Origin of the sequence: Ferrovibrio sp. (assembly GCF_046297595.1) — a bacterium.
Taxonomy (GTDB): domain Bacteria; phylum Pseudomonadota; class Alphaproteobacteria; order Ferrovibrionales; family Ferrovibrionaceae; genus Ferrovibrio.
In genome coordinates this window covers 70,828-93,347 of record NZ_JBKBHT010000008.1, presented here as the reverse complement: position 1 = coordinate 93,347, position 22,520 = coordinate 70,828, and the positions used below count along the sequence as shown (strand labels likewise).

Genomic DNA, 22,520 nt, shown 5'->3' with positions numbered 1-22,520 from the left:
GTCCGGTCTGATGCGGGTGGTGGCGGTCAGGCGGCGCGGCGGCCGCCAGCCCTGCCCCGTGCGGGTTTTTGCATCGGCGGTGTCTCGTCAAACAGTTCGGCTAGTTTTTCCATCATCACGCCGCCGAGCTGCTCGGCATCAACGATGGTGACGGCGCGTTTGTAATAGCGCGTGACATCGTGGCCGATGCCAATGGCGGTAAGCTCGACCGGTGAGCGCTTCTCGATCCAGTCGATCACCTCGCGCAGATGCCGGTCGAGGTAATTGCCCGGATTGACCGACAGCGTCGAATCGTCGACCGGAGCGCCGTCCGAGATCACCATCAGGATGCGGCGCTGTTCCGTGCGGGCCAGCAGGCGGTCATGCGCCCACATCAGCGCCTCGCCGTCGATGTTTTCCTTCAGCAGGCCCTCGCGCAGCATCAGGCCGAGGTTGCGGCGGGCGCGGCGCCAGGGCGCGTCGGCGCCCTTGTAGACGATGTGCCGCAGGTCGTTCAAACGGCCGGGCTGGGCCGGCTTGTTGTCGGAAAGCCATTTCTCGCGGCTCTGGCCGCCCTTCCAGGCGCGCGTGGTAAAGCCGAGGATCTCGACCTTCACCGCACAACGCTCCAGCGTGCGGGCCAGGATGTCGGCGCACATCGCAGCCACGGTGATCGGACGGCCACGCATGGAACCGGAATTGTCAATCAGCAGGGTGACAACGGTATCGCGGAAATCGGTATCGCTTTCCTGCTTGTAGCTGAGCGGCAGGGTCGGGTTGGCCACCACGCGGGCCAGGCGCGCCGCATCGAGGATGCCCTCCTCAAGATCGAAATGCCACGACCGCGACTGCTTGGCCATCAGGCGACGCTGCAGCCGGTTGGCCAGCTTACCAACCACGGATTGCAGGTTGGAAAGCTGCTGGTCCAGGTGATGACGCAGGCGGCCGAGTTCCTCGGCATCGCACAGGTCGTCGGCGCCGACCACCTCGTCGAACTGCTTGGTATAGGCCTTGTACACCGCCTCGCGGTTATGGCCCATCATGTCGGAACCGGGCGGGCGGCGACCCTTGCCGGCTTCCTCGCCGGAGCCCGCCACCTGTTCCTCCATGCCGGCCTCGGCATCCATCTCGACCGCCTCGCCGCCTGCGGCATCGGCGGCATCGGCCTGCTCCATGCCGCTGGACGAGGCTTCGCCTTGTTCTGATTCCGATCCGTCGGACTGGCTCTGCGGCTGCTGGCCCTGGCTGTCCTGGTCCTCGCCTTCGTCCTCGTCGTTCAGGTCGCCGTCTTCGTCGTCGACCAGCTCGAGGTCCTTGATCAGCTTGCGCGCCACCTTGGCGAAGGCGCGCTGGTCGTCGATGCGGTTCAGCATCTCGTCCAGGTCGGCGCCGCCCTTCTCCTCGATCCAGTCGCGCCACAGCGAAACCATCTTCTGCGCCTGGGCGGGTATCTTCTCGCCGGTCAGGCGCTCGCGCGCCAGCAGGCCCAGCACATCGGCCAAGGGCGCTTCGGATCTGTCGCCGATCTTGGCATAGCCTCTGCTGCGGCAGCGTTCCTCCAGCGCAGCGTTCAGGTTCTGCGCCACACCGGCCATGCGGTTCGCGCCGATCGCCTCCACGCGCGCCTGCTCGACAGCATCGAACACCGCGCGCGCGGTCCCGCCCTGGGGCAGCAGGCGCGAATGCAGGCCATCGTCGTGATGACGCAGGCGAAGGGCCATGGCATCGGCCATGCCGCGGATCTGCGCCACCTCGGCCGCCGGCAGGTCGCGGCCCGGCACCGGCAGGCGGGCGCGCTTGCCGCGCAGACCCGGTGTTTCCGGCCCGAAGCTGACCTGCAGGTCGCGATCATGCGAGATCGCCCGCGTCGCCGCGGTCAGCGCGCGCTTGAAGGGTTCGGTCGGGCTTTCCGGCTTGTTGGCCATGGCGTGTGCCGGCCCCGGCTCAGTTCAGATCGGCCTTGGCCGCGGTTTCCGGCAACTCCTCGCCGAAGCAGCGCTGGTAGTATTCGGCCACCATCGGCCGTTCCAGCTCGTCGCACTTGTTGAGGAAGGTGAGGCGGAAGGCGAAGCCGACGCTGCCGAAGATGCGCGCATTCTCGGCCCAGGTGATCACCGTACGCGGGCTCATCACGGTCGAGATGTCGCCATTGATGAAGCCGGCGCGGGTGAGTTCGGCCACGGCCACCATGTTCTGGATCGTCTTCTTGCCCTGCTCGCCGGTATAGCTCGGCGACTTGGCCATCACGATGGCGACCTCGTCCTCGGCCGGCAGGTAGTTGAGCGTGCAGACGATGCTCCAGCGATCCATCTGGCCCTGGTTGATCTGCTGCGTGCCATGATACAGCCCGGTGGTGTCGCCCAGGCCGACCGTGTTGGCGGTGGCGAACAGGCGGAAGGCCTTGTGCGGGCGGATCACGCGGTTCTGGTCGAGCAGGGTGAGCTTGCCTTCGACTTCCAGGATACGCTGGATCACGAACATCATGTCCGGGCGGCCGGCATCGTATTCATCGAATACCAGCGCCACCGGCGACTGCAACGCCCAGGGCAGGATGCCTTCGCGGAATTCGGTCACCTGCTTGCCGTCGCGCAGCACGATGGCATCCTTGCCGACCAGGTCGATGCGGCTGATATGGCTGTCGAGGTTGATGCGCACGCAGGGCCAGTTCAGGCGGGCGGCGACCTGCTCGATATGGGTGGATTTGCCGGTGCCATGATAACCCTGCACCATGACGCGGCGGTTGTAGGCGAAGCCGGCCAGGATCGCGAGCGTGGTTTCGCGGTCGAAGCGATAGCTCGGATCCAGATCCGGCACATGTTCGGTGGGCTGGCTGAAGGCGGGCACCTTCATGTCGCTGTCGATACCGAATACGTCACGCACGGAAACCGTGATATCCGGCAGATCGTTCGCCGGCATGGAAACGGACTTGGTCTGAAGGGCCGTCATCGTCACTCTCGGGTTCTTGCTTGGGCTTGAATTCGCGCCGTGGGGGAGATCATTTGTTCAAGTATAACCGCGGGTCTGGAGAAAGGCATAGGCCTGGTTAATGCTTTTCAGCCGTTCTTCGGCCTGTTTGTCGCCGCCATTGGCATCCGGATGGTAGCGTTTGACCATCAGCTTGTACTGCGCCTTCAACTCGGATTTCCGTAACGGCAGCGTTAGTTTGCTCAGATCGAAGCCCAACTGCAGCAGAGCGTCGCGTTCGCGCGGATCGAGCTGTAGCTCGGCCTTGGTCTTGCGGCGGCCTGCGCCGAGCTTGATGCCCACCTCGGCCAGGATGCCCAGATCGTCCTTGACCCAGACCTGCGGTTCCTCGCGCTGCGGCTTGGTGCCCAGACGCCATGTGGGGCGATGGCCCAGCACATCCTGGCGCTGATAACGCTCGACATCGTCGGCGCTCATGCCGCGGAAGAAATCCCAGCCTGCATTGTATTGCCGCACATGATCCAGACAGAAATGCCAGCGTCCGTCACGCGGCTCGCGGCTTTTCGGCGCGGGGAAACGCCCTTCTTCCCGGCAGCCGGGATGATCGCAGCAACGCAGCCCGCGCCGCCCGAAGGCGGCTTCCGCCTCGGCGTCGAGAAAGATTTTCTGCTGGGCGGAGCGTGCGCGCGACATGACTGCGAAAGTATGGGTCGAAGGGGTGACACTGGCAAGGCAATAGCCCCTGCCATAGGGTTATAGCCGACCTGCATTTTTCTTGAGCGATCGGGGAGTTTTCGTCATGTCGCTGGCCGAGCGTATCCGCAGCAATCTGACCCGGGCCCTACAGCCCCAGGCACTGGAACTGATTGACGAATCCGCGATGCATGCCGGCCACGCCGCCATGAAGGGCCTGCCCGCCGGGGAAACCCATTTCCGCCTGAAAATCGTGGCCGAAAGCTTCGCCGGCCAGTCCCGGGTGCAGCGCCAGCGGCAGATTTACAGCCTGCTGGCGGCGGAACTCGCCGATGGCGTGCATGCCCTTGCGATCACCGCCCTCACCCCCGCGGAAGCCGCCACCCAGGCTGGAAGCCGGAGCGGCGCTTAATGGCGACAAACCGGCCCGATTCTGCATCTGGTTGATTCTATTACGCAACTTTCCGCGACAGATTTATGTGGATAATGCAACCTTTTCATTTGATAGTTTTTTTATCATCCATTATAGGTTGCAGTTATGCCGATGACCCGCCGTCCACAGCATGCATCTGCCGCCGCCGGTAACGGACCGAGCCTGGTGACCCGCAACCTGCGGCTGGGCCGGGGCCGCACCAGCATCCGCCTGGAGCATCTGGAATGGGCGGCGCTGGATGCCATTTGCGCAGCGGAAGGCATCGACCGGCACAATTTCGCCACCCAGGTGGACCGCGACCCTCTGCGTCGGGAAAAGACACTCACCTCGCGGGTACGCAGCGCCATCCTGGCCTATTTCGTGGTGCGCTCCGGCGTCGGCGTGGCTGGGATATCGCCCACCATCCAGGCGCTTGGCCGGCAGAACGGCCATGGCGACATGGTCGGTTTCAGCGCAAAACCGCCAGCAGCAGAACAGGAAGAGTCGCGAAACTGAGCAGGGTGGAGATCACCACCAGGCTGGCCGTGGCGGCCGGATCGCGATTGAAGCGCACGGCGAACACGTAATTCACCACCGCCACCGGCATGGCGCACTGGATGATGAATGTGCCGCGCGCCGCCCCTTCCAGGCCCAGCAGCCAGCTGAGGCCAAAACCGATCCCGATCCCCAGACCCAGCCGCAGCAGCGACAGGATCAGACCGTTTTTCAGATCCTGCACCTTCAGGGTCGCGAGCGAGACGCCGAGGGTAAGCAACATCAGCGGAATGGCGATACCGCCGGCCACCTGCAGGCTGCGCATCACCCATAGCGGCGGCTGCAGCGCGATCATGTTGCCCAGGATGCCGAACAGGATCGCGTAGATCATCGGCGAGCGCAGCACCTCGCGCAGGTTGCCGCGCCCGGCCATGATCGACTGGCCGATCGTCCAGTTCCCCAGTGAAGCCACAGCAAAGAACAGGATGCCTAGTGCCAGGCCCTGCGGCCCATAGGCGAACAGGCAGAGTGACAGGCCCGCATTGCCGGCATTCGGGAAGGTGAGCGACGAGAGGAAATTGCGCACCGGCAGGTCGAGCAGCTTCAACGCCAGCGCACTGATCGCCATCACCGTCGCCAGGGCCGCGATGCTGGCAAACACCATTGTGCCCAGCATGCCACGGTCGATTTCCGACGACAGCAGGCTATGCACCACAAGGCAGGGCGTGCCGATATTGGTGGCGAGCAGGCTGACGGTCTCGACCTGGAAGGGCCGGCCGCGTTTCGCCCACAGCCAGCCGAAACCGGCCAGCACGAATAGCGGCGCGATGACCGAAAAGACCTCGGCGATCAGGGCGAATGGCATGGCGGCGCTTATGCTGCCGCGGCGAGTTGTTCGCGCAGCAGGATTTCCACCGCCTCGGGCGCCACGTCGTTGCGCTGCACGGCGCGGCCGATGGCTTCGGCCAGGATGAAGACCAGCTTGCCGTCGCGCACTTTCTTGTCCTGCTTCATGTGCTCCAGCAGCACGGCCGGCGAAAACAGCCGGGCGCCATCGACATCGCGCAGCCGCGCCGGCAGGCCGCTCTCCGCCAGATGGCGTTCCACGCGCGGCGCTAGGTCGTCGCCGCACAGGCCCAGCCGCGCCGACAGGCGGAAGGCCAGCCCCATGCCCACGGCGACGCCCTCGCCATGTAGCAGGCGCTGGGAATATCCGGTTTCGGCCTCCAGCGCGTGGCCGAAGGTGTGACCCAGATTGAGCAGAGCGCGCTCGCCTTCCTCGCGCTCATCGGCCGCCACGATGCGCGCCTTGTGGGCGCAGCAGCGCGCCACGGCCTGCGTGCGCAGGGCCATGTCGCCGGCCAGCAGTTTTGCGCCGTTGGTCTCCAGCCAGGCGAAGAAATCGGCATCGCCCAGCAGGCCGTATTTCACCACCTCGGCATAGCCCGCGCGCAGCTCACGCGGCGACAGGGTATCCAGCAGCGCCACATCGGCCAGCACCAGGCGCGGCTGGTGGAAGGCGCCGATCAGGTTCTTGCCCTGGCGGCTGTTGATCGCCGTCTTCCCGCCCACGGAAGAATCCACCTGCGCCAGCAGCGAGGTGGGCACCTGGATGAAATCCATGCCCCGCCGCAGCACCGAAGCGGCGAAGCCGACCAGGTCGCCGATCACGCCGCCGCCCAGGGCGATGACGTGGTCGCGGCGCTCAACCTTCAGGGCCAGCAGCGCCTCGCAGAGCTGCTCGAAACCGGCATAGGATTTCTGCTTCTCGCCCGGCGGCAGCACCACCGCATCGCAGCCGATGTTCTTCAGCGCCAGAGCGCGTTTCAGCGTGTCGAGATGGCGCGCCGCCACATTCTCGTCGGTGACGATCACGGCATAGGGCCGGCGCAGCAGCGGCGCGATATGCTCGCCCGCCCGTTCCAGCAGGCCGCCGCCAACCATGATGTCGTAGGCGCGATCACCCAGGGCGACGCGCACTTTTTGCTCTGTCATGCTGCTACTCAACCGAAGAAGACGAAGCCGGTTCGACATGATGCCGTTCGGCCAGTTTGCGATAGGCTGGCGGCAGCGCCAGCAGGATCTGCTCAACCACCGCTTCATGCGGGCCGTCGGCGCTGATCACGGTGATATCGGCCTCGGCATAAACCGGATAGCGTTCGCGCATCAGGCGCTCCAGTGTGCCGCGCAGGTCGCCATTGGCCAGCAGCGGCCGGTTGCTGCGCCGCGCACAGCGTTTGGCCAGCACATCGAGTTCGGCCTTGAGCCAGATCGAGAGGCCGCGGTCGTGAATGCGCGCCCGGGTTTCCGCGTTCATATAGGCCCCGCCGCCGGTCGCCAGCACGATGCGCGGTTGTTCCAGTAGCCGGGCAATCACCTTGCGCTCGCCGTCGCGGAAGGCGGCCTCGCCATGGGCGGCGAAGATTTCGGGGATCGTGGCGCCGGCGGCCTTTTCGATCTCGGTATCGGCATCGATGAAGTCGAATCCCAGCCGCCCGGCCAGCCGGCGGCCGACCGAACTCTTTCCGGCGCCCATCAGTCCGACCAGAACCAGGCTGCGTGGCATGCCTTCACCGGTTCCTGTCGCGGTCGCGCCACCAGTCGAGTCGGATGGGGCTGCGACGGCGGAGACGGTCTCGATAATGCTCACGCCCATTCCCGTGATCTGGGCCGGTTTCCGCCGGCCCTTTCGACATAGCCATGCGCCCCGCGATTGCCTCTCCGGGGCCACGCCGGTACAATAAAGCAATTGCGTCACAATTCCAGCGCGTCGCCCCAAGAGCGGCGCGCCGCAACCTGGAGTCCGAGCCGCATGGCCCGTATGTCGATCGTCCTGTTCCTGTTTCTCATGCTGCTGATCGGCGGCGGCGTTGCCTTCCTGTCGAGCTGGGACATTCCGGCCCCGCGCGCCAAGGTGGAGAAGGTGATTCCGGCCGACCGGCTCGGGAAATAACCGATGCGCGCCGGTTCCGCGCCGCGCAGGCACTTCAGCCGGGGCCTGCTGCTTGCCGGGCTGACCGCGCAGGCGGTTCTTGGAGCCGGCTTCGACCTGCAGGCGCAGCCGGTCAGGCTGACCCCGCCAGGTGCGAGCCAGTCTGGCGCGGAGCAGCGCCCGCAAGAAGCACCGCCCCAGGACAGAACCCCGCCCATCGGCCAGCCTGGTTTCAGCCAGCCCGGCAGCGTGCAGTCAGCCCCCCTCCAACCTTCCACCGAACTGGCACCGCCCAACGGCAAGGCGCCCGAATTCGTGATCCAGCCGCTGTCGGCACCCGATTCCGCCACCGCCGGCCTGCTGGACGACACCAATGGCGGCCTCGGTGCCGACATGTGGAACGGCACCAGCCGAGCCCAGGCCGTGCAGACGATCGGCGTATTGCCTGCGCCCGTGGCCGCCAGCGCCCTGCGCGACCTGCAGCGGCGGCTGCTGCTCACCACCGCCCAGGCTCCGGCCGGCAGCGGCGGCACCCCCAGCCTGTTGGGCGTTCGCGTCGAACAATTGTTTCGCCTGGGCCAGATCGCCGCGGCAGAACAGCTCGGCACGCCACAGCCGCCCGATCTGAAGGACCCCATTTTCCGCCAGATGCCGTTCGAGATGGCGCTGCTGAAGAACGAACTGGCGCGGGCCTGCGACCTGGCTGCAACCGCCTTGCGAGAGGACCCATCGCCTTACTGGCAGAAGGCTGCGGTGCTATGCCGCTACAGCGCCAAGGACATCGCCGGCGGCGACCTGGCGCTGAGCCTGTGGCGCGATGGCGGTGGCGGCGAGGATCCGGCCTTCAACGCTCTGGCCGCCGCCCTGCGCGGCGATGCGCGGGCGAAGGTGGAAACCCTGGGCGGTGCCAGCCCACTGCATTTCGCCATGCTGCGTGCGGCCGGCCGGCCATTGCCAAAAGACACACTGGAGGTCGCGCCGCCGTCCCTGCTGGTCGCCCTGGCCGCCTATGACAAGGCGGATGCCGAATTACGGCTCAGCGCCACCGAGCGGGCCGTACGCTATGGCGCATTGCCGGCCGAATTGCTGGCCGAGGCTTATGCCGCCGCCGAGATTCCCGAAAACCAGCGTGCCGCGCTGACTGCCGCCATCGCGAGTGGCAAGGACAAGAGCGTACGGGCCGCCGCCTTCCTGTATCAGTCGACGCGCGATGCGGCCGAACCGAAGGCGCGCGCCGAACTGGTGCGCCGGGCCTACGAGCTGGCGATGGCGCGCGACCTGCTGCTGCCCACGGCGACCGCCTACAAGCCGCTGCTGAACAACCTGGTGCCGAACGAGGCCAGCATCGCCGCCGCGCCCGCCGTGATCCGCATGGCGCTGGCTGCCAACGAACCCGGCACTGCGCGCCTGTGGCGCAACATCCTGTTGGCCCTGCCGCCGGAACGCGACAATGCCGGCGAGATTGCCGCCGAGGCCTGGCCGCTGCTGCTGATCGCCGGCGAGGATGGCGAATGGCGCGACAGCCGTTATGAGGCATGGCTGGCTGCGCAGAAGGACCTGCCGGTGGCGCAGCGCAATGCCCGTGCGGCACAGCTTCTGACACTGGCCGAGGGTGCCGGCATCGTCGTGCCAACCGAACGCTGGGACAGCCTGCTCAATGCCGGTGCGGGCGCAGAGCGCAAGGCGCCGCCTGTGGCGGTGTGGCGCAACCTGCTGCGTGCCTCAGAAGCCAAGGCGAAGGGCGAGACGGTGGCATTGGCGCTGACGCTGCTTGGGCCCAATGGCAGCCTGGATGCCGATGGCCAGAGCCTGGCCACCGCGCTTGGCGCGCTGCGCCATGTCGGGCTGGAGGCAGAAGCCCGCCAGATTGCGCTGGAAGCGGCTTTGCTGCGCGGCTTCTGATCCCGCCATGGCGCGGGCCGAGCGACATATCGATGCCTTCCTGGAAATGCTCAGCGCAGAACGTGGCCTGGCGAAGAATTCCCTGCTGGCCTACCAGACCGATCTGGCCGATTTCGCCGGCTTCCTGACCGCGCGCAACGAAAGCGCCGAACGCATCGGCATAGACAGCCTGCGCCTCTATGTGCAGGGCCTGGCCGATGCCGGACTGAAACCGGCCACGGCGGCGCGACGGCTCTCGGCCCTGCGGCAGTTCTTCCGCTTCCTGCTGCAGGATGGCATCCGCAGCGACGACCCCGCCGCCCTGCTGGATGCGCCGAAACGTGCGCGACCGCTGCCCAAACTTTTGAGCGAAGATGAGGTCGATCGCCTGCTGCAGGCCGCGCGTGAATTGCGCGATGATCCGGCCGAGGCGGCGCGGCTGACCGCCCTGCTGGAAGTGCTGTATGCCTCGGGCCTGCGCGTGAGCGAGCTGGTGTCCCTGCGCTGGCCGCCTTTCGGCGACGACCCGCGTTTCCTGGTGATCCGCGGCAAGGGCGGCAAGGAACGCCTGGTGCCCCTGAGCGAGCCCGCGCGGCAGGCCATCGAGGACTATGCCGGCTGGCGCAGCGAATTCATCACCGGCAAAAACTCACCTTGGCTGTTTCCCTCGCGCGGCGAAAGCGGGCATTTAACGCGCCAGCGTTTCGGCCAACTGCTGAAGGACCTAGCGGTGGCGGCCGACATCGATCCGGCGAAAGTGTCGCCCCATGTGCTGCGCCATGCCTTCGCCAGCCACCTGCTGGCCCATGGCGCCGACCTGCGCGCGGTGCAGAAGATGCTGGGCCATGCCGATATCAGCACGACGCAGATCTACACCCATGTGCTGGAAGCGCGGAAACAGGCCCTGGTACGCCAGCATCATCCGCTGGCGAAGGGCTGATCTACAGCGGCAGGCATCGCATCAAACAATGCGATCAGTTCGCTGCTTTCCCTGACATCGCCGAAATTGCGCATCACGTTATACAGGGCCGACTGGTGCTCGGCGTCGCTGCGCGCCGCATTGGCATCTGACACCATCACAACGCGGTAACCCAGCGTCATTGCATCTCGCGCCGAGCTTTCGCAGCAGATATTGGTCAGCACGCCCGCGATCAGGATTGTATCGATCCCGCGCGACGCCAGCAGGTCGGGCAAAGGCGACTTGCCGGGGAAAAACGCGCTGTAAGCCCTCTTGCTCACCTTCAGATCGGCCGCATCGGTCTGCAGGCCGGTGGCCAGCGCCATGCCCGGCACCATGCCGGCCGTGGTCTTGCGGATATGATCCTCTCCCCACAGAGCCTGCAGATGCGGCATATCTTGCATCGCCGGATCGGGCAGGACCCAGGCGATCAGGCCGCCGGCGCGCCGCAGGGCCGTCGCCAAGGCGTTTATTGGCGCAATGATCGAGGCGGCACAGGGCGTGCCGTCGACATAGCCCTGCATGAGATCGATCACGATCAGGGCGGTGCGGGCCGGCCGCAGGTCCTCGAAGGCGTAACGCCGTCCGTTACGGCGCCGGATCATCTTCTCGACCGCCCAGCGCGGCAGGCTGCTATCGTGCCTGGCACCGGAAGGGCGCAGATCGGGTTCGGCTGGCGGCATGGCGGTTTCCGAGTCGTTTCAGCACGAGTCTAGCAGCGCGGGACGCAATCCAGCGGCCGATGTTTTCCCGTGCGGACTCAAGGGCTTCAGTACTGCCGGGGAGAAAAGCCACTACAGCCCTTGCCAAGCTCCTCCGCTCCAGTTAGCAGATGCAGCAAGACCACAGGGAGAGTCAGCGCCATGAGCTTCAAGACCATCACCCCCGCCCCGGCCCGGCTGAACCGCTGCGAACTGGCGGTGCCCGGCAGCAATGTGAAGCTGTTCGAGAAGGCCGCGAAAAGCGCCGCCGACGTGATTTTCCTCGATCTCGAAGATGCCGTGGCGCCCGACGACAAGCCGCAGGCGCGCAAGAACATCGTCCAGGCCCTGCATGATGTCGACTGGGGCAACAAGACCATGTCGGTACGCATCAACGGCCTTGACACCCATTACATGTACCGCGACGTGGTGGAGGTGGTGGAAGGCGCCGGCGACAAGCTGGATCTCCTGATGGTGCCCAAGGTAGGCACGGCGGCCGACATCTATGCCGTCGACATGCTGCTGACCCAGATCGAGACGGCGAAAGGCTTCAAGAAGCGCATCGGCATCGAGGCGATCATCGAGACCGCGCTCGGCATGCAGAACATCCATGAGATCGCCGCCGCCTCGCCGCGCCTGGAAAGCCTGCATTTCGGCGTGGCCGACTACGCCGCGTCGACGCGGGCCCGCACCACGTCCATCGGCGGCCCGAACCCGCTTTATGGCGTGCTGACCGACAAGGACGGCGACAAGCCGCGCGAGTATTTCTGGGGCGACATGTGGCATTACGCGATCGCCCGCATGGTGGTGGCCGCCCGCGCCAATGGCCTGCGCCCCATCGACGGACCGTTCGGCGACTTCTCGGACAATGAGGGCTATACCGCTCAGGCGAACCGCGCCGCCATCCTGGGCTGCGAAGGCAAATGGGCGATCCATCCCAGCCAGATTCCTCTGGCCAATGCAGTCTACACCCCGCCCGAAGAAGAAGTGAAGAAGGCCCGCCGCATCCTGGAGGCCATGAAGGACGCCCAGGCCAAGGGCCAGGGCGCCGTGGCACTGGATGGCAAACTGATCGACATCGCCTCGATCCGCCAGGCCGAAGGCATCGTCAAGCAGGCCGAACTGATCGCGAAGGGCTGACGGCGCAAATCCAGCGCGCTGGAATCTAGCGCGCCGCCGGCAGATAGGGCGCATCCGCTGCCGGCGGATTGCGCTCCAGATCGGCGATCAGTTCCTCCATTTCCGCGATTTCGCGGATCTGTGTCTCCAGGATCGTGTCGGCCAGCCGTCGCACGCGCGGATCGCGGATACGCGCGCGTTCGCTGGTCATCACCGCAATCGAATGGTGCGGGATCATAGCCTTCATATAGGCAACATCCCCCACCGTGCTCTGGCTGCGCACGAGCCACAGCGAAGCGGCAAAGACCATCACGGCTGCGGCGGATATCCCTATATTCACCCAACGGTTCGCATACATCGGCAACATGAATGCCAGCATAACCGCCGCCATTGTTGCGCCCATGAGCAGCGCCATCTAGACACGCGTCTGGCTGAACCAGACATGGGCGAATGCGTAGGTGTTGAGATACATCAGGCCATACATCACCAGGGTGGATACGGCGATCATGATGCCGAAGCGGTAATAGGACATGCCAGCCTCCCGTTGCGTCGAGGACTGCCCTTGGCAGACCCAACCTGAACAGGTGGGGAAAGCGAATGGTTCCGAACGGGATGCTGTCAGCCGGCCGCAACGGGCGCAGCTTTATCCTGCCCCTCCGGGGCATGGTGGAATTCCGGCACCAGGGATTTCAGCAGCGCCAGAATCGCCGCATTGTCGCGACTTGCAGCAGCGGCAGAAAGCCGGGCCAGCATCTGTTCCAGATCGGCGCGGTCGATCACGCGCGGTGAGGCCAGCAGCACGCCTTCCTCCGGCGTCTTCACCAGGCTCTCATCCTGGTGCAGAACCTCCTCATAGAGTTTCTCGCCCGGCCGCAGACCCGTGAACGCGATCTTTATGTCGGTATCGGGCCGCTTGCCGGCGAGGCGGATCATCTGTCGCGCCAGATCCTGGATACGCACCGGTTCGCCCATATCGAGTACAAATATCTTGCCTTCGGCATGCAAAGCCTCGCGCGGCATTGCTGCTGCCTGCAGGATCAGTTCGACCGCTTCCCGCGTGGTCATGAAAAAGCGCGTTACATCCGGATGGGTCACGGTCAGTGGGCCGCCATTGCCAAGCTGCCGCTGGAACAGCGGCACGACCGATCCTGAAGACCCGAGCACATTGCCAAACCGCACGGTGACAAACTGCGTGCCGGCATTACCGCCGGTCGGGCGCTCAAGATCGAGGCTCTGACAGACCATTTCGGCCACGCGTTTGGTGGCCCCCATCACGTTGGTTGGGTTCACGGCCTTATCGGTCGAGATCATCACCATGACTGCCACATGATGGCGATGACAGGCATTGGCCACGATCTGTGTGCCGATGGCGTTGGTCAGCACGCCCTCACCGACATTGGCCTCCACCAACGGCACATGTTTGTAGGCAGCGGCATGCAGCACGATGTCCGGATGATACTGGGCAAAAGCAAGATCAACCGCTTCGGCATTGCGAACATCGCCCAGATGGGCGACGCGGGGCACCGACGGCGCGTGCTCGGCCAGCTCGATGTCGATCTGATACAGCGCATGTTCGCTCTGCTCGAACAGCACGATCAGGGCCGGACCAATGGCCGCCACCTGACGTACCAGCTCAGACCCGATGGTGCCACCCGCACCGGTGATCAGCACGCGGCGGCCGGCGATCAGGCGCGTCACCGCCGCCCGATCAAGTACGCGCTGCGGCCGCCCAAGAAGGTCTTCCACCGCGATCGGCTGCACATCCTGCCGGCCGTCGCCCTCCTTGCGAAATTCAGTCAGGCGCGGCAAACGCGCAACCGTGATGGCAAGCTGTGCTGCCGCTTCCACCAGGTCACGCATAGCCCGGCCGCTGAAGCGGTCGTCGGTAACGATGACGCGGCGCGGCCGATCCGCTTCGCGCAACTGCCGCACGATGGCTGGCAGATCGGCAAGGCTGCCGAGCACGCGCACGCCACGCAGGTCGCGGCCATGCCGTCGCTCGGAATCGTCGACGATGCCGACGATACGATAGACAGCATCACGCCGCTCCATCTCGCGGATGAAGGCGTCGGCGGCCTGGCCCGAACCTAGCAGAAGAACTGGCACGCGATTGTCGTCGCCCCGCTTGAGCGCACGGACCAGACCCCCCTCTTTCCAGGCCCGATACATCAGCCGCGGACCGGCCAGCAGGGCAACAAGGATGAAAAACTGCAAAACCAGGGCGCTGCGAGGGTAGGATTCCAGCCGGGTCACGAAGAACAGCAGGGGCAGGAATATCAGCAATGAGAGAATTGTGCCGCGCAGAATGGCAAGCATGTCGCGCAGGGAGGCGAAGTGCCAGATACCCCGATACAGCCCGGCATATCGGAACACCACCGCGGCCACGGCGGTAAAGACCAGCATGCCTTCCCAGGACTCGGCCGGCGACCATGGGATATCCGCCAGCCAATAGCGCAGGCCGAGCGCCAGCATGAAGGAGGCAGCTGCCATGACGATATCGTGCAGCGCCACCACGAGGACGCGCCGGTTCATACCGTGGAATGTCAGCAGGTCAGAAAGCACGGGATTCACGCAAAAGGGGCATTCTGCGTCATCCTACCCGCTCTGGCCGCTCGGCGAAATGCCTGCACAGGGCGGCAGAAGCCAGCATGGCAAGGCCAACGGAAGCCAGTGCCACAGGCCAGGAATGCAGGCTGGCCAGCGCCAGGCCGATCAGGATCAGGTTCAGGCCAGCAATACGCAGGGAAACGGCAGCATGGCTGCCAAGCCTGCGGGCACCCTGCTGGTAGAAATGGCTGCGATGGGCCTGCCAGATTTTCTCGCCGCGCAAAAGGCGGCGCAACAACGTGACGGTGGCGTCCATCCAGTAATACATCGGCAGGATCAGTGCCGCCGCCCAGGCGCCCTCAAGAGCGAGGAATAGCAGCATTCCCCCCAGCAGATAGCCAACCGGCACACTGCCCACATCGCCAAGGAAAATCTTGGCCTTGCCCCAGTTCCAAGGCAGGAAACCGAGTCCGGCGGCCGCCACGATCAGGGCCGGCGCGCCGACCAGGTCAGGATTGACGGCCATCACCGCCATGCCGATGCCAACCGTCGCCATTTCCACACCGGTGATGCCGTTGATGCCATCCATGAAGTTGAACAGGTTGGTGAACCACAGCCAGGCCATGAACAGCACGATGCGTTCCAACCACAGCGGTGCGAAACCGGCTGTGACACTGCGTTCCGCCGGCAACAGTGCGATCACCAGACCGACAGCCAGGACCTGAATGCCGAACCGCAGGCCGACCGGCAGCCCACCACGGCGGTCATCCAGCCATGACACTATGGCAAGGGCCGCCATGCCGAGCAGCAGCAATGACCCATCAACATCGGGCGCAAGTGAGAACCAGGCCGCGAGCCCGAGCAGGATGCCGCCACTGACAGCGATGCCGCCGCCACGCGGCGTGATCTCGCTGTGGCTGGAGCGTTCATTTGGAATATCCCAGACCGCCCGGCGCTTTAGCCAGACGATCAGCGGCTTGAGCGCCAGCGCCACGAACAGGCCTGTGGCGCTGGCAATAGCCAGGGCGATCATCCAGCGCTCGCTCACAGCCGTTCTCCCCGTGACCGCAGCAGGCGTTCGTAAGCGGTGAGGCTGGCATCAACAAAGCCTTCGACCGAGAATTCGCGTTCCGCCATCCTGCGGCCTTCGGCGGCCAGACGATGGCGCAGCGCGGCATCCTTCAGCAGACGGCGAATGGCAGCAGCGGTCGCCATTCCGTCGCGCACCGGCACCAGCAAGCCATTCACCTCGTGGCGTACGACTTCTCGGCAACCAGGCACATCGGCTGTGACAATGGCGCGGCCCACGGCTGCCGCCTCGATCAGGCCACGCGGCAGACCTTCACGATAAGATGGCAATACGATGATATGCGCTCGGGCCAACATCGCCGGCATGTCCTCGGCATAGCCCCAGTGTTCGACGATGCCCGACGTAACCCATTGCTGCAGCTGGGTCTCGCCGATATCGGTCGGATTGTCGGGATCGCGCCGGCCGACCAGCACAAACCGCGCATTCATGCCTTCCGCCCGCAGCTTTTCGGCAGCCGCCACGAATTCACGCACGCCCTTGTCGCCCAGCAGGCGCGCGGGAAACATCACCACCGGCGGATGTTCTGGACCAATGGCCGGCTCGGGTTGTTCACTGAAAACCCGCATGTCGACCCCACAACCGCGGATCATCACCCACCCATCCGGTGGCACCAGGCGCTCCTGCGTGAAAATCGACAGATCGTCTGGATTCTGGAAGATCGTCACGGCATTGGGGTGGCGCAGGGCGCAGCGATACAGACGAAACAGCACCCGGTGCAGCAGGCCGCGCCGGCCATCGGCACGGATAAACAGATAGCCAAGGCCGGTGATGGCATGCACGACGGCAGGCAGGCCGAGCAGCCGGGCGGCCAAACCGCCCCAGATCACAGGCTTGATCGATACCAGATGCAGTAAGGCCGGCCGCAGACGCAGGAACAGCCCGGCCAAGGCCAGCAGCAGGCGCAGTTCGGCCAGCGGATTCTGTCCCCCGCGCCCCAGGGGGATAGGGTGGAAATGCAGGCCGGCCGCGGTTATCCGCGCCGCCACGGCAGGGTCCGGCGGGGCAGCCACATGCACGTCCCAGCTGCGGTCGCGCATCGCCAGCCCGACCGGCAGCCGGTGGGTGGTGAAGAACAGCGCTTCCTGAACGACAAAGAGCAGACGGCGGGCCATCCCCGCGCTCTACCGGCTGGCGGGAGGCGGGTCAAGGCATCCCTATAATTTCCGCCAAAAACCAAGTTTCCAGGGCGATTTGTTGACAGGACGAACCGGGGCGGGTACCCCCCTTGGACGTCCGCAATCGAAAGTTCCTCCGTGACCGCCTCAGCCTCTCCTCCTGCCGAAACCATTGCCGTGATCGGACTGGGCTATGTAGGCCTGCCGCTGGCCGTGGCACTCGCCAGGCATTTCGATGTGCTCGGCTTCGATATCGACCAGGTCCGGGTGGACGAACTGCGACAGGGCGAGGATCGCACCCGCGAGATCGAGCCCGATGCCCTGCGCGTGTCCAGCCTGCGCCTGAGTGCCGATCCGGCCGACCTACCGGGCAAAACGGTCTACATCGTGACCGTGCCGACGCCGGTAGACGACAAGAACGCGCCCGACCTCGGCCCGGTGCGCGCGGCCTCGCGCACGGTCGGCCACGCCCTACGCCAAGCCCCAATGCCGCAGGCCGTGGTGGTCTATGAAAGCACGGTCTATCCCGGCGTGACGGAAGACATCTGCGGCCCGATCCTGGAACAAGAATCCGGCCTAGCCTGCGGCCGGGACTTCTTCCTCGGCTATTCGCCTGAGCGCATCAATCCCGGCGACAAGGTCCATACGGTGGACAAGATCACCAAGGTGGTGGCCGGTCAAACCCCGGACATCGCGGCCCGACTGGAACGAATCTACGGCAAAATAACCAGCGGCGGCATTCACCTGGCCCCAACAATCAAGACGGCCGAGGCCGCCAAGGTGATCGAAAACGCCCAACGCGACATCAACATCGCCTTCGTCAACGAGATCGCGATGATTTTCGGCAAGTTGGGCATCTCGACCTATGATGTGCTGGAAGCGGCCGGCACCAAGTGGAATTTCCTGAAATTCCAGCCTGGCCTGGTCGGCGGGCATTGCATCGGCGTTGATCCCTATTATCTGGCGCACCGTGCCGAGGAACTGGGCCATCATGCCCGCATCATCCTCTCGGGCCGCGCCATCAATGACGGCATGAGCGCCTATATCGGCGAGGCCATCTCGGCGCGCATCCGGCCAAGCAGCAACATTCTGGTACTGGGCCTCACTTTCAAGGAAGACGTGCCCGATCTGCGGAACTCCAAGGTGGCCGATCTGATAGGCAGCCTGAGAAGACTGGGCCACAAGGTGAGTGTGCATGATCCGCTGGCCGACCCCCATGAAGCGCAGCACGAATATGGCGTGATGCTTAGCCCCCGGCTGGACCAGCTCGCCGATTTCGATGCCGTGATAGCGGCTGTGCCGCACCAGCAGTACCGCGCCATCAACCGAGCCGAACTGGCCCGACTGGTGCGCGACGGCGGCATGGTGGCTGACCTTAAAGGCATCTGGCGCGGCCAGAAAATACCCGCAGGACGGCAATACTGGACCTTGTAAGCCGACTTCCCGCCCAAACCACTGGACATCGCCACCCCCCTGACCGAAATATCCTGTCTCAACAGGAGCCCACAGATGTCCGAACAGGTCGATACCCGCATTCCGGTTTCCGTGATCACCGGCTTTCTCGGTGCTGGCAAAAGCACGCTGCTGAACCGGTTGCTGCGCCACCCGGATATGGGCGAAACGGCAGTGATCGTGAATGAATTCGGCGAGATCGGCCTGGATCACGCCCTGATCGCCTCGAGCAAGGAAGACACCGTGCTGCTGAGTTCGGGCTGCCTGTGCTGCACCGTGCGCGGCGACCTGGTGAACACCATCCGCGATCTGACGCAGAAGCGCGATCGCGGCGAGTTGAAGCCATTCAAGCGCGTGGTAATCGAAACCACCGGCCTGGCCGATCCCGCACCGGTGCTGCACACCCTGATGAGCGATCCGGTGGTGGCCGAGCGCTGCCGGCTGGAAAGCGTGGTCACGCTGGTCGATGCGGTCAATGGCAACAGCACACTGGACCACCACAAGGAGGCCATAAAGCAGGCCGCCGTGGCCGACCGCCTGGTGTTGACCAAGGTAGACCTGGCCGAGCCCAAGGCCGTGCAGCATCTGCGTCACCGCCTGCAACATCTAAACCCCGGCGCGCCCATCTTCACAGCCATCGGCGGCGACATCGCGCCAAAACAGATTTTCAACGCCGGCCTGTACGACCCCACCACCAAGAGTTTCGACGTGCAGAACTGGCTGCGGGCGGAAGCCTATGACGAGGGCCACCATCACCACGATCATGAGCATGACCACCACGGGCATGATCACGGACATCATCACCATGACCACCATGGCCACGAGCACGAACATTTCCGCAATCCGGACGGCTCGATAGACGTCAATCGGCATGATGCCACGATCCAGTCTTTCTGCCTGACCTTCGAGCAGACCTTCGACTGGAATACGCTGGCCACTTGGCTCGACCTGCTGGCAGCCTATCGCGGCGACAACCTGCTGCGTGTGAAAGGCCTGGTGAACGTGCAGGGCGTCGACCGGCCCGTGGTGATCCATGGCGTGCAGCACCTGTTCCACCCGCCGGCGACCATCCCGGCCTGGCCCGATGCGGATCGCCGCAGTCGTATTGTCTTCATTACGCGAGACCTGCCGCGCGAAGTGATCGAGCAGACCCTGAATGCCCTGCAGCAGGCCGCGCCGGTTTCAGCCGCCCAAGCGTGAGCATTCCGGCATGAACGTCCCGGCATGACGGAAAACACCGAACATCCGGCCGACCCCGAACTGGTCGCACTGATCCGCAGCCTGCGCGGCACCGCGCGCACGCGCGTCTTCGCCGTGACGTATAACGGCCGCCGCCTGTGGGTGAAGACGGCAGGCCCGCCGCGCCTGCGATCTTCTGTGCTGATGCAACGCATCATCGCCACGGTTTTCGCCCTGCCGATCCTGCTGCCCGCGCGCAACCAGACTGGTGCGCTTGGCCTGGCCATGGAAGCGGCGGCGATCCGGGAACTGGCCCAGGCCGGATTCCCGGTGCCCGCCGTGGTCGCCTGTTCGGGGCAATGGCTGGTGCTGAGCGATGCCGGCGAGGCACTGGAGCCGCGACTGAATGCAGCCTCGGATGCCGACGAACGCTGGCGCCTGATCGCCGAGGCCGGCGCATTGCTTAACCGGCTGCATGCCGCCGGGCACTGGCATGGCGGCGCACAGATCCGCAACTTCAGTTATGCGAACAACCAGCCCGGCCTGCTGGATTTCGAAGATCACAACCTGCCCGGGATGACGCTGGCCGAGAAGCAGGCGCGCGACCTACTGCTGTTCCTTTATTCGCTGGTGCGCTACGACCGCGGCAGCGTCGAGCCGCAACTGCCGCGCATCGCCGCCCTCACGCTGGCGGCAGCCTCACCGGATGCGCGCAATGCCATGCGCAAGCTGCGGCGGCGCATGGCCTGGCTGCTGGCGCTGGCGCGCTGGCTGGCGCCCCATGCCGGCCGCGACGTGCGACAGGCGGCGGCGGCCGATGCCGCCATCGGTGCGGCGCTGGCACAATCGCCAGACTAAGCGATTACAACCGCTTTTCCATGAAGAGGCTGAGCGGATCGGGACTGTAATCGCCGAACGGGCCGATCTCGCGATAACCGGCCTTGCGGTACAGGCCAATGGCCTCGGGCTGGCGGATGCCGGTTTCGAGCCGGATGCAGGCATGGCCAAGTTCTGCCGCCCGTCTTTCCAGATCCTGCAGCAGACGACGGCCCAGTTTCAGGCCGCGTGCGGCAGGCGCCACATACATGCGCTTGATCTCGGCATAGTCACCCTGATCCACAACGGCGCCATACCCCAGCAGGACACCATCCGGTTGTCGCGCGACAAAGAAGCTGACCTCGGGCTTCTGCAGCGTGCCGACATCCAGCAGATGATTGCTCTCGGCCGGATAGAGCGTGGCATACCAATCATCGGCCGCACGCAGCAGGGCCACGATATCGGCCTGCCCCGGATCCTCGATAGCAATGACAGTCATCTCAGAATCCGGGCGGGGCCAGGCCGATGCTGCCCACGTTGATGCCGCGCCAGTTATTCAGCGGCTGCTCGACCAGCGGCCGGATCGCCTCGCGGCCGGCTTCGTCCAGCCAGCCAAGATGCTCCAGCAGGCCGCCCAGCGCGGTCTGCGCCGCGCGTGCCGTGCCGTCGAGCACCTTCAATGCGATTCCCATCCCGGCGGCGGCAGAGGCCGCCGTATAAACGCCCTCGGCGCCGGTCTTGGCAATGAATTTTCCGCCACCAGCCTGCATCACGGCTGTGCAGAACCGCCCGGTGCCCGCCACGAAGAACGGCTCGGCCGCCACCGCCGCAGCCAGGCGTCGTGCCGCCTTCGCGCGTTCCGGTGCTAGGCCAGTTCCGGTGATGAAGCGGGCAAAGCCAAAAGCGAGGTTACGCAGCGGGATCGCCATGGTGGGCATCGAACAGCCATCGGTGCCGAAATACTCAGGCAAAATCTTCACCCCACAGACATCCTCGATGGCCGCCGTGACGCGGCGCTGCACCGGATGCTCGGGCTTCACATAGCCGCGGATATCCTCGCCCAGATGGGTGGCCACCGAAACCATCCCAGCATGCTTGCCCGAACAGTTGTTATGCAGATTGGAGGGCGACTGGCGATCACGGGCCAGCTGGCGCGCGGTCTCCTCGTGGTAGGGCCAGTGCGCCCCGCATTCGAGATCGTCGGGCTGGCGACCGATGCGGGCCAGCCAAGCCGCCACGGTTTCGGTATGGCGCGCCTCGCCGCCATGGCTGGCGCAGGCCAGGGCCAGTTCAGCCTGGCTTAAGCCGAAGGCATCAGCCGCGCCGGATTCGACCAGCGGCAGGGCCTGCAGGGCCTTGTTGGACGAGCGCGGAAAGATCGTCTGCGTCTCGTCGCCCCAGGCTGCCACCGTGTTGCCATCGGCATCGACCACGGCGGCGATCACCGGATGGCGGCTTTCCACTTGCATGCCGCGCCTGACCTCGACGATAAAGGGCCGCGCGCCGGGGGCCGGCAGGGGACCGAAAGGGTTGCCCATGGCTGTACTCCTGAAAAATGCTTCCGGGCCGCTTATACACACAACAAACGGGGCTGGCGATGCGCGGCTTTTTCGGAATCGGCGTCGAGCGCCTCAGCAAACCGATGAATGCGGGCACCCTCTTCCGTACCGCACACGCCTTCGGGGCCAGCTTCGTCTTCACCATCGGCGCCACCTATTCGGTGACGGCGGCGCGCTCGGATACCAGCAAGACACCCGAGAACCTGCCCTGGTATGTCTATGACGGCGCCGCCCAGCTCAGCCTGCCGCAGAACTGCAAGCTGGTTGGAATCGAGCTGCTGGACGAGGCCATCGAGCTGCCACGCTTCCGCCACCCGCTGCGTGCCGCCTATGTGCTGGGCCCCGAGATGGGGTCGCTGAGTCCCGAGCTGGTGGCCCGCTGCGACCATGTGATCAAGATCCCGACCAGCTTCTGCGTCAATGTCGGCGTGGCTGGCGCCATCGTGATGTATGATCGGCTGATCACCCTGGGCAAATTCGGGGAGCGGCCGCTTTCCCCCCTGGCCAGGGCCACGACGGCCGGGAATCCCGGTGGCCGACACCCCAAGCGCCCTGCCGGCGGCAGGGAATGAGGCTGCGGCAGGCCGGATTGGCCGGGGCCACGGCAATCTGCGGTTAAGCATCAAGGCGACAGGCCCGATTTCTAATAGAATCAAGGACCTGCTCA

At 65.1% G+C, this 22,520-nt stretch carries 23 protein-coding genes; 10 read left to right on the top strand and 13 right to left on the bottom strand.

What is annotated here, in order from left to right; genetic code table 11:
• Window positions 1-26: 26 nt before the first annotated feature.
• Genes cobT through ACK4FJ_RS17965 form a run of 3 tightly spaced genes read right to left on the bottom strand, consistent with a single transcriptional unit; the run spans window position 27 to window position 3,597 of the window.
• The gene (gene cobT / locus ACK4FJ_RS17975) at window positions 27-1,904 is read right to left on the bottom strand and encodes a cobaltochelatase subunit CobT (protein WP_409768112.1); all 1,878 of its coding nucleotides are present in this window, start codon (window positions 1,902-1,904) and stop codon (window positions 27-29) included.
• Window positions 1,905-1,923: 19 nt separating this feature from the next.
• Window positions 1,924-2,925, bottom strand: a complete 1,002-nt coding sequence (gene cobS / locus ACK4FJ_RS17970; RefSeq protein WP_409768111.1) for a cobaltochelatase subunit CobS — start codon at window positions 2,923-2,925, stop codon at window positions 1,924-1,926.
• A 57-nt stretch (window positions 2,926-2,982) separates the two neighbouring features.
• Complete coding sequence (locus ACK4FJ_RS17965; RefSeq protein ID WP_409768110.1) at window positions 2,983-3,597, bottom strand: J domain-containing protein; 615 nt, start codon at window positions 3,595-3,597, stop codon at window positions 2,983-2,985.
• An 82-nt stretch (window positions 3,598-3,679) separates the two neighbouring features.
• On the opposite strand from ACK4FJ_RS17965, the gene ACK4FJ_RS17960 reads away from it, so the two are divergent.
• Window positions 3,680-4,009 carry a BolA family protein gene (locus ACK4FJ_RS17960; RefSeq protein ID WP_409768109.1) on the top strand — a complete coding sequence of 110 codons (330 nt, stop codon included), beginning with the start codon at window positions 3,680-3,682 and terminating at the stop codon, window positions 4,007-4,009.
• Window positions 4,010-4,141: 132 nt separating this feature from the next.
• Window positions 4,142-4,525: a ribbon-helix-helix domain-containing protein gene (locus ACK4FJ_RS17955; RefSeq protein ID WP_409768108.1), complete on the top strand. Its 384-nt coding sequence runs from the start codon at window positions 4,142-4,144 to the stop codon at window positions 4,523-4,525.
• On the opposite strand, the gene ACK4FJ_RS17950 is transcribed toward ACK4FJ_RS17955, so the two are convergent.
• From ACK4FJ_RS17950 to ACK4FJ_RS17940, 3 genes are read right to left on the bottom strand one after another with little or no spacing between them, the layout of a single operon-like run.
• Window positions 4,479-5,369: an AEC family transporter gene (locus tag ACK4FJ_RS17950; RefSeq protein WP_409768107.1), complete on the bottom strand. Its 891-nt coding sequence runs from the start codon at window positions 5,367-5,369 to the stop codon at window positions 4,479-4,481. The two genes, ACK4FJ_RS17955 and ACK4FJ_RS17950, sit on opposite strands and share 47 nt — an antisense overlap.
• A gap of 8 nt (window positions 5,370-5,377) precedes the next feature.
• Window positions 5,378-6,499, bottom strand: a complete 1,122-nt coding sequence (gene aroB, locus ACK4FJ_RS17945) for a 3-dehydroquinate synthase (protein ID WP_409768106.1) — start codon at window positions 6,497-6,499, stop codon at window positions 5,378-5,380.
• 4 nt (window positions 6,500-6,503) lie between these two features.
• On the bottom strand, window positions 6,504-7,160 hold the full coding sequence (locus ACK4FJ_RS17940) for a shikimate kinase (protein ID WP_409768105.1): 657 nt from the start codon (window positions 7,158-7,160) through the stop codon (window positions 6,504-6,506).
• Window positions 7,161-7,316: 156 nt separating this feature from the next.
• Between ACK4FJ_RS17940 and ACK4FJ_RS17935 the strand changes: the two genes are divergently transcribed.
• Genes ACK4FJ_RS17935 through ACK4FJ_RS17925 form a run of 3 tightly spaced genes read left to right on the top strand, consistent with a single transcriptional unit; the run spans window position 7,317 to window position 10,257 of the window.
• Window positions 7,317-7,457, top strand: coding sequence for a hypothetical protein (locus ACK4FJ_RS17935; protein ID WP_409768104.1), 141 nt, complete (start codon window positions 7,317-7,319; stop codon window positions 7,455-7,457).
• A 3-nt stretch (window positions 7,458-7,460) separates the two neighbouring features.
• On the top strand, window positions 7,461-9,338 hold the full coding sequence (locus ACK4FJ_RS17930; protein WP_409768103.1) for a hypothetical protein: 1,878 nt from the start codon (window positions 7,461-7,463) through the stop codon (window positions 9,336-9,338).
• Between the two features lie 7 nt (window positions 9,339-9,345).
• Window positions 9,346-10,257 carry a site-specific tyrosine recombinase XerD gene (locus ACK4FJ_RS17925; protein ID WP_409768102.1) on the top strand — a complete coding sequence of 304 codons (912 nt, stop codon included), beginning with the start codon at window positions 9,346-9,348 and terminating at the stop codon, window positions 10,255-10,257.
• Here the strand turns inward: ACK4FJ_RS17925 and ACK4FJ_RS17920 are convergent.
• Window positions 10,236-10,958, bottom strand: a complete 723-nt coding sequence (locus tag ACK4FJ_RS17920; protein WP_409768101.1) for an isochorismatase family protein — start codon at window positions 10,956-10,958, stop codon at window positions 10,236-10,238. The two genes, ACK4FJ_RS17925 and ACK4FJ_RS17920, sit on opposite strands and share 22 nt — an antisense overlap.
• 180 nt (window positions 10,959-11,138) lie before the next feature.
• Here ACK4FJ_RS17920 and ACK4FJ_RS17915 point away from each other — a divergent pair, with 180 nt between their 5' ends.
• Window positions 11,139-12,116, top strand: coding sequence for an HpcH/HpaI aldolase/citrate lyase family protein (locus tag ACK4FJ_RS17915; RefSeq protein ID WP_409768100.1), 978 nt, complete (start codon window positions 11,139-11,141; stop codon window positions 12,114-12,116).
• 25 nt (window positions 12,117-12,141) lie between these two features.
• Here ACK4FJ_RS17915 and ACK4FJ_RS17910 read toward each other — a convergent pair whose 3' ends face one another.
• From ACK4FJ_RS17910 to ACK4FJ_RS17895, 4 genes are all read right to left on the bottom strand, one after another.
• A complete protein-coding gene (locus tag ACK4FJ_RS17910; RefSeq protein WP_409768099.1) occupies window positions 12,142-12,453 on the bottom strand; it encodes a DUF305 domain-containing protein in 312 nt (103 codons plus the stop codon).
• Window positions 12,454-12,713: 260 nt separating this feature from the next.
• Window positions 12,714-14,627 carry a polysaccharide biosynthesis protein gene (locus ACK4FJ_RS17905; protein WP_409768098.1) on the bottom strand — a complete coding sequence of 638 codons (1,914 nt, stop codon included), beginning with the start codon at window positions 14,625-14,627 and terminating at the stop codon, window positions 12,714-12,716.
• Window positions 14,628-14,685: 58 nt separating this feature from the next.
• Window positions 14,686-15,690 (bottom strand): MraY family glycosyltransferase, encoded by a 1,005-nt coding sequence (locus ACK4FJ_RS17900; RefSeq protein WP_409768097.1) that lies wholly within the window; start codon window positions 15,688-15,690, stop codon window positions 14,686-14,688.
• Window positions 15,687-16,844, bottom strand: coding sequence for a glycosyltransferase family 4 protein (locus ACK4FJ_RS17895; protein WP_409768096.1), 1,158 nt, complete (start codon window positions 16,842-16,844; stop codon window positions 15,687-15,689). Before ACK4FJ_RS17895 ends, ACK4FJ_RS17900 begins: the two co-directional genes overlap by 4 nt.
• A 141-nt stretch (window positions 16,845-16,985) precedes the next feature.
• On the opposite strand from ACK4FJ_RS17895, the gene ACK4FJ_RS17890 reads away from it, so the two are divergent.
• The 3 genes from ACK4FJ_RS17890 to ACK4FJ_RS17880 all read left to right on the top strand — a co-directional run bounded on the left by ACK4FJ_RS17890 (window position 16,986) and on the right by ACK4FJ_RS17880 (window position 20,336).
• Window positions 16,986-18,281 (top strand): nucleotide sugar dehydrogenase, encoded by a 1,296-nt coding sequence (locus ACK4FJ_RS17890; protein WP_409768095.1) that lies wholly within the window; start codon window positions 16,986-16,988, stop codon window positions 18,279-18,281.
• 75 nt (window positions 18,282-18,356) lie between these two features.
• Window positions 18,357-19,499, top strand: coding sequence for a CobW family GTP-binding protein (locus tag ACK4FJ_RS17885; RefSeq protein ID WP_409768094.1), 1,143 nt, complete (start codon window positions 18,357-18,359; stop codon window positions 19,497-19,499).
• A 24-nt stretch (window positions 19,500-19,523) separates the two neighbouring features.
• Complete coding sequence (locus ACK4FJ_RS17880; RefSeq protein ID WP_409768093.1) at window positions 19,524-20,336, top strand: hypothetical protein; 813 nt, start codon at window positions 19,524-19,526, stop codon at window positions 20,334-20,336.
• A 4-nt stretch (window positions 20,337-20,340) separates the two neighbouring features.
• Here the strand turns inward: ACK4FJ_RS17880 and ACK4FJ_RS17875 are convergent, their stop codons facing one another.
• Together ACK4FJ_RS17875 and ACK4FJ_RS17870 are read right to left on the bottom strand one after the other, a co-directional pair.
• On the bottom strand, window positions 20,341-20,793 hold the full coding sequence (locus tag ACK4FJ_RS17875; protein WP_409768092.1) for a GNAT family N-acetyltransferase: 453 nt from the start codon (window positions 20,791-20,793) through the stop codon (window positions 20,341-20,343).
• A 1-nt stretch (window position 20,794) separates the two neighbouring features.
• Window positions 20,795-21,832: an asparaginase gene (locus tag ACK4FJ_RS17870; RefSeq protein ID WP_409768091.1), complete on the bottom strand. Its 1,038-nt coding sequence runs from the start codon at window positions 21,830-21,832 to the stop codon at window positions 20,795-20,797.
• Between the two features lie 59 nt (window positions 21,833-21,891).
• Here ACK4FJ_RS17870 and ACK4FJ_RS17865 point away from each other — a divergent pair, with 59 nt between their 5' ends.
• Window positions 21,892-22,425: an RNA methyltransferase gene (locus ACK4FJ_RS17865; RefSeq protein WP_409768090.1), complete on the top strand. Its 534-nt coding sequence runs from the start codon at window positions 21,892-21,894 to the stop codon at window positions 22,423-22,425.
• Window positions 22,426-22,520 lie beyond the last annotated feature (95 nt).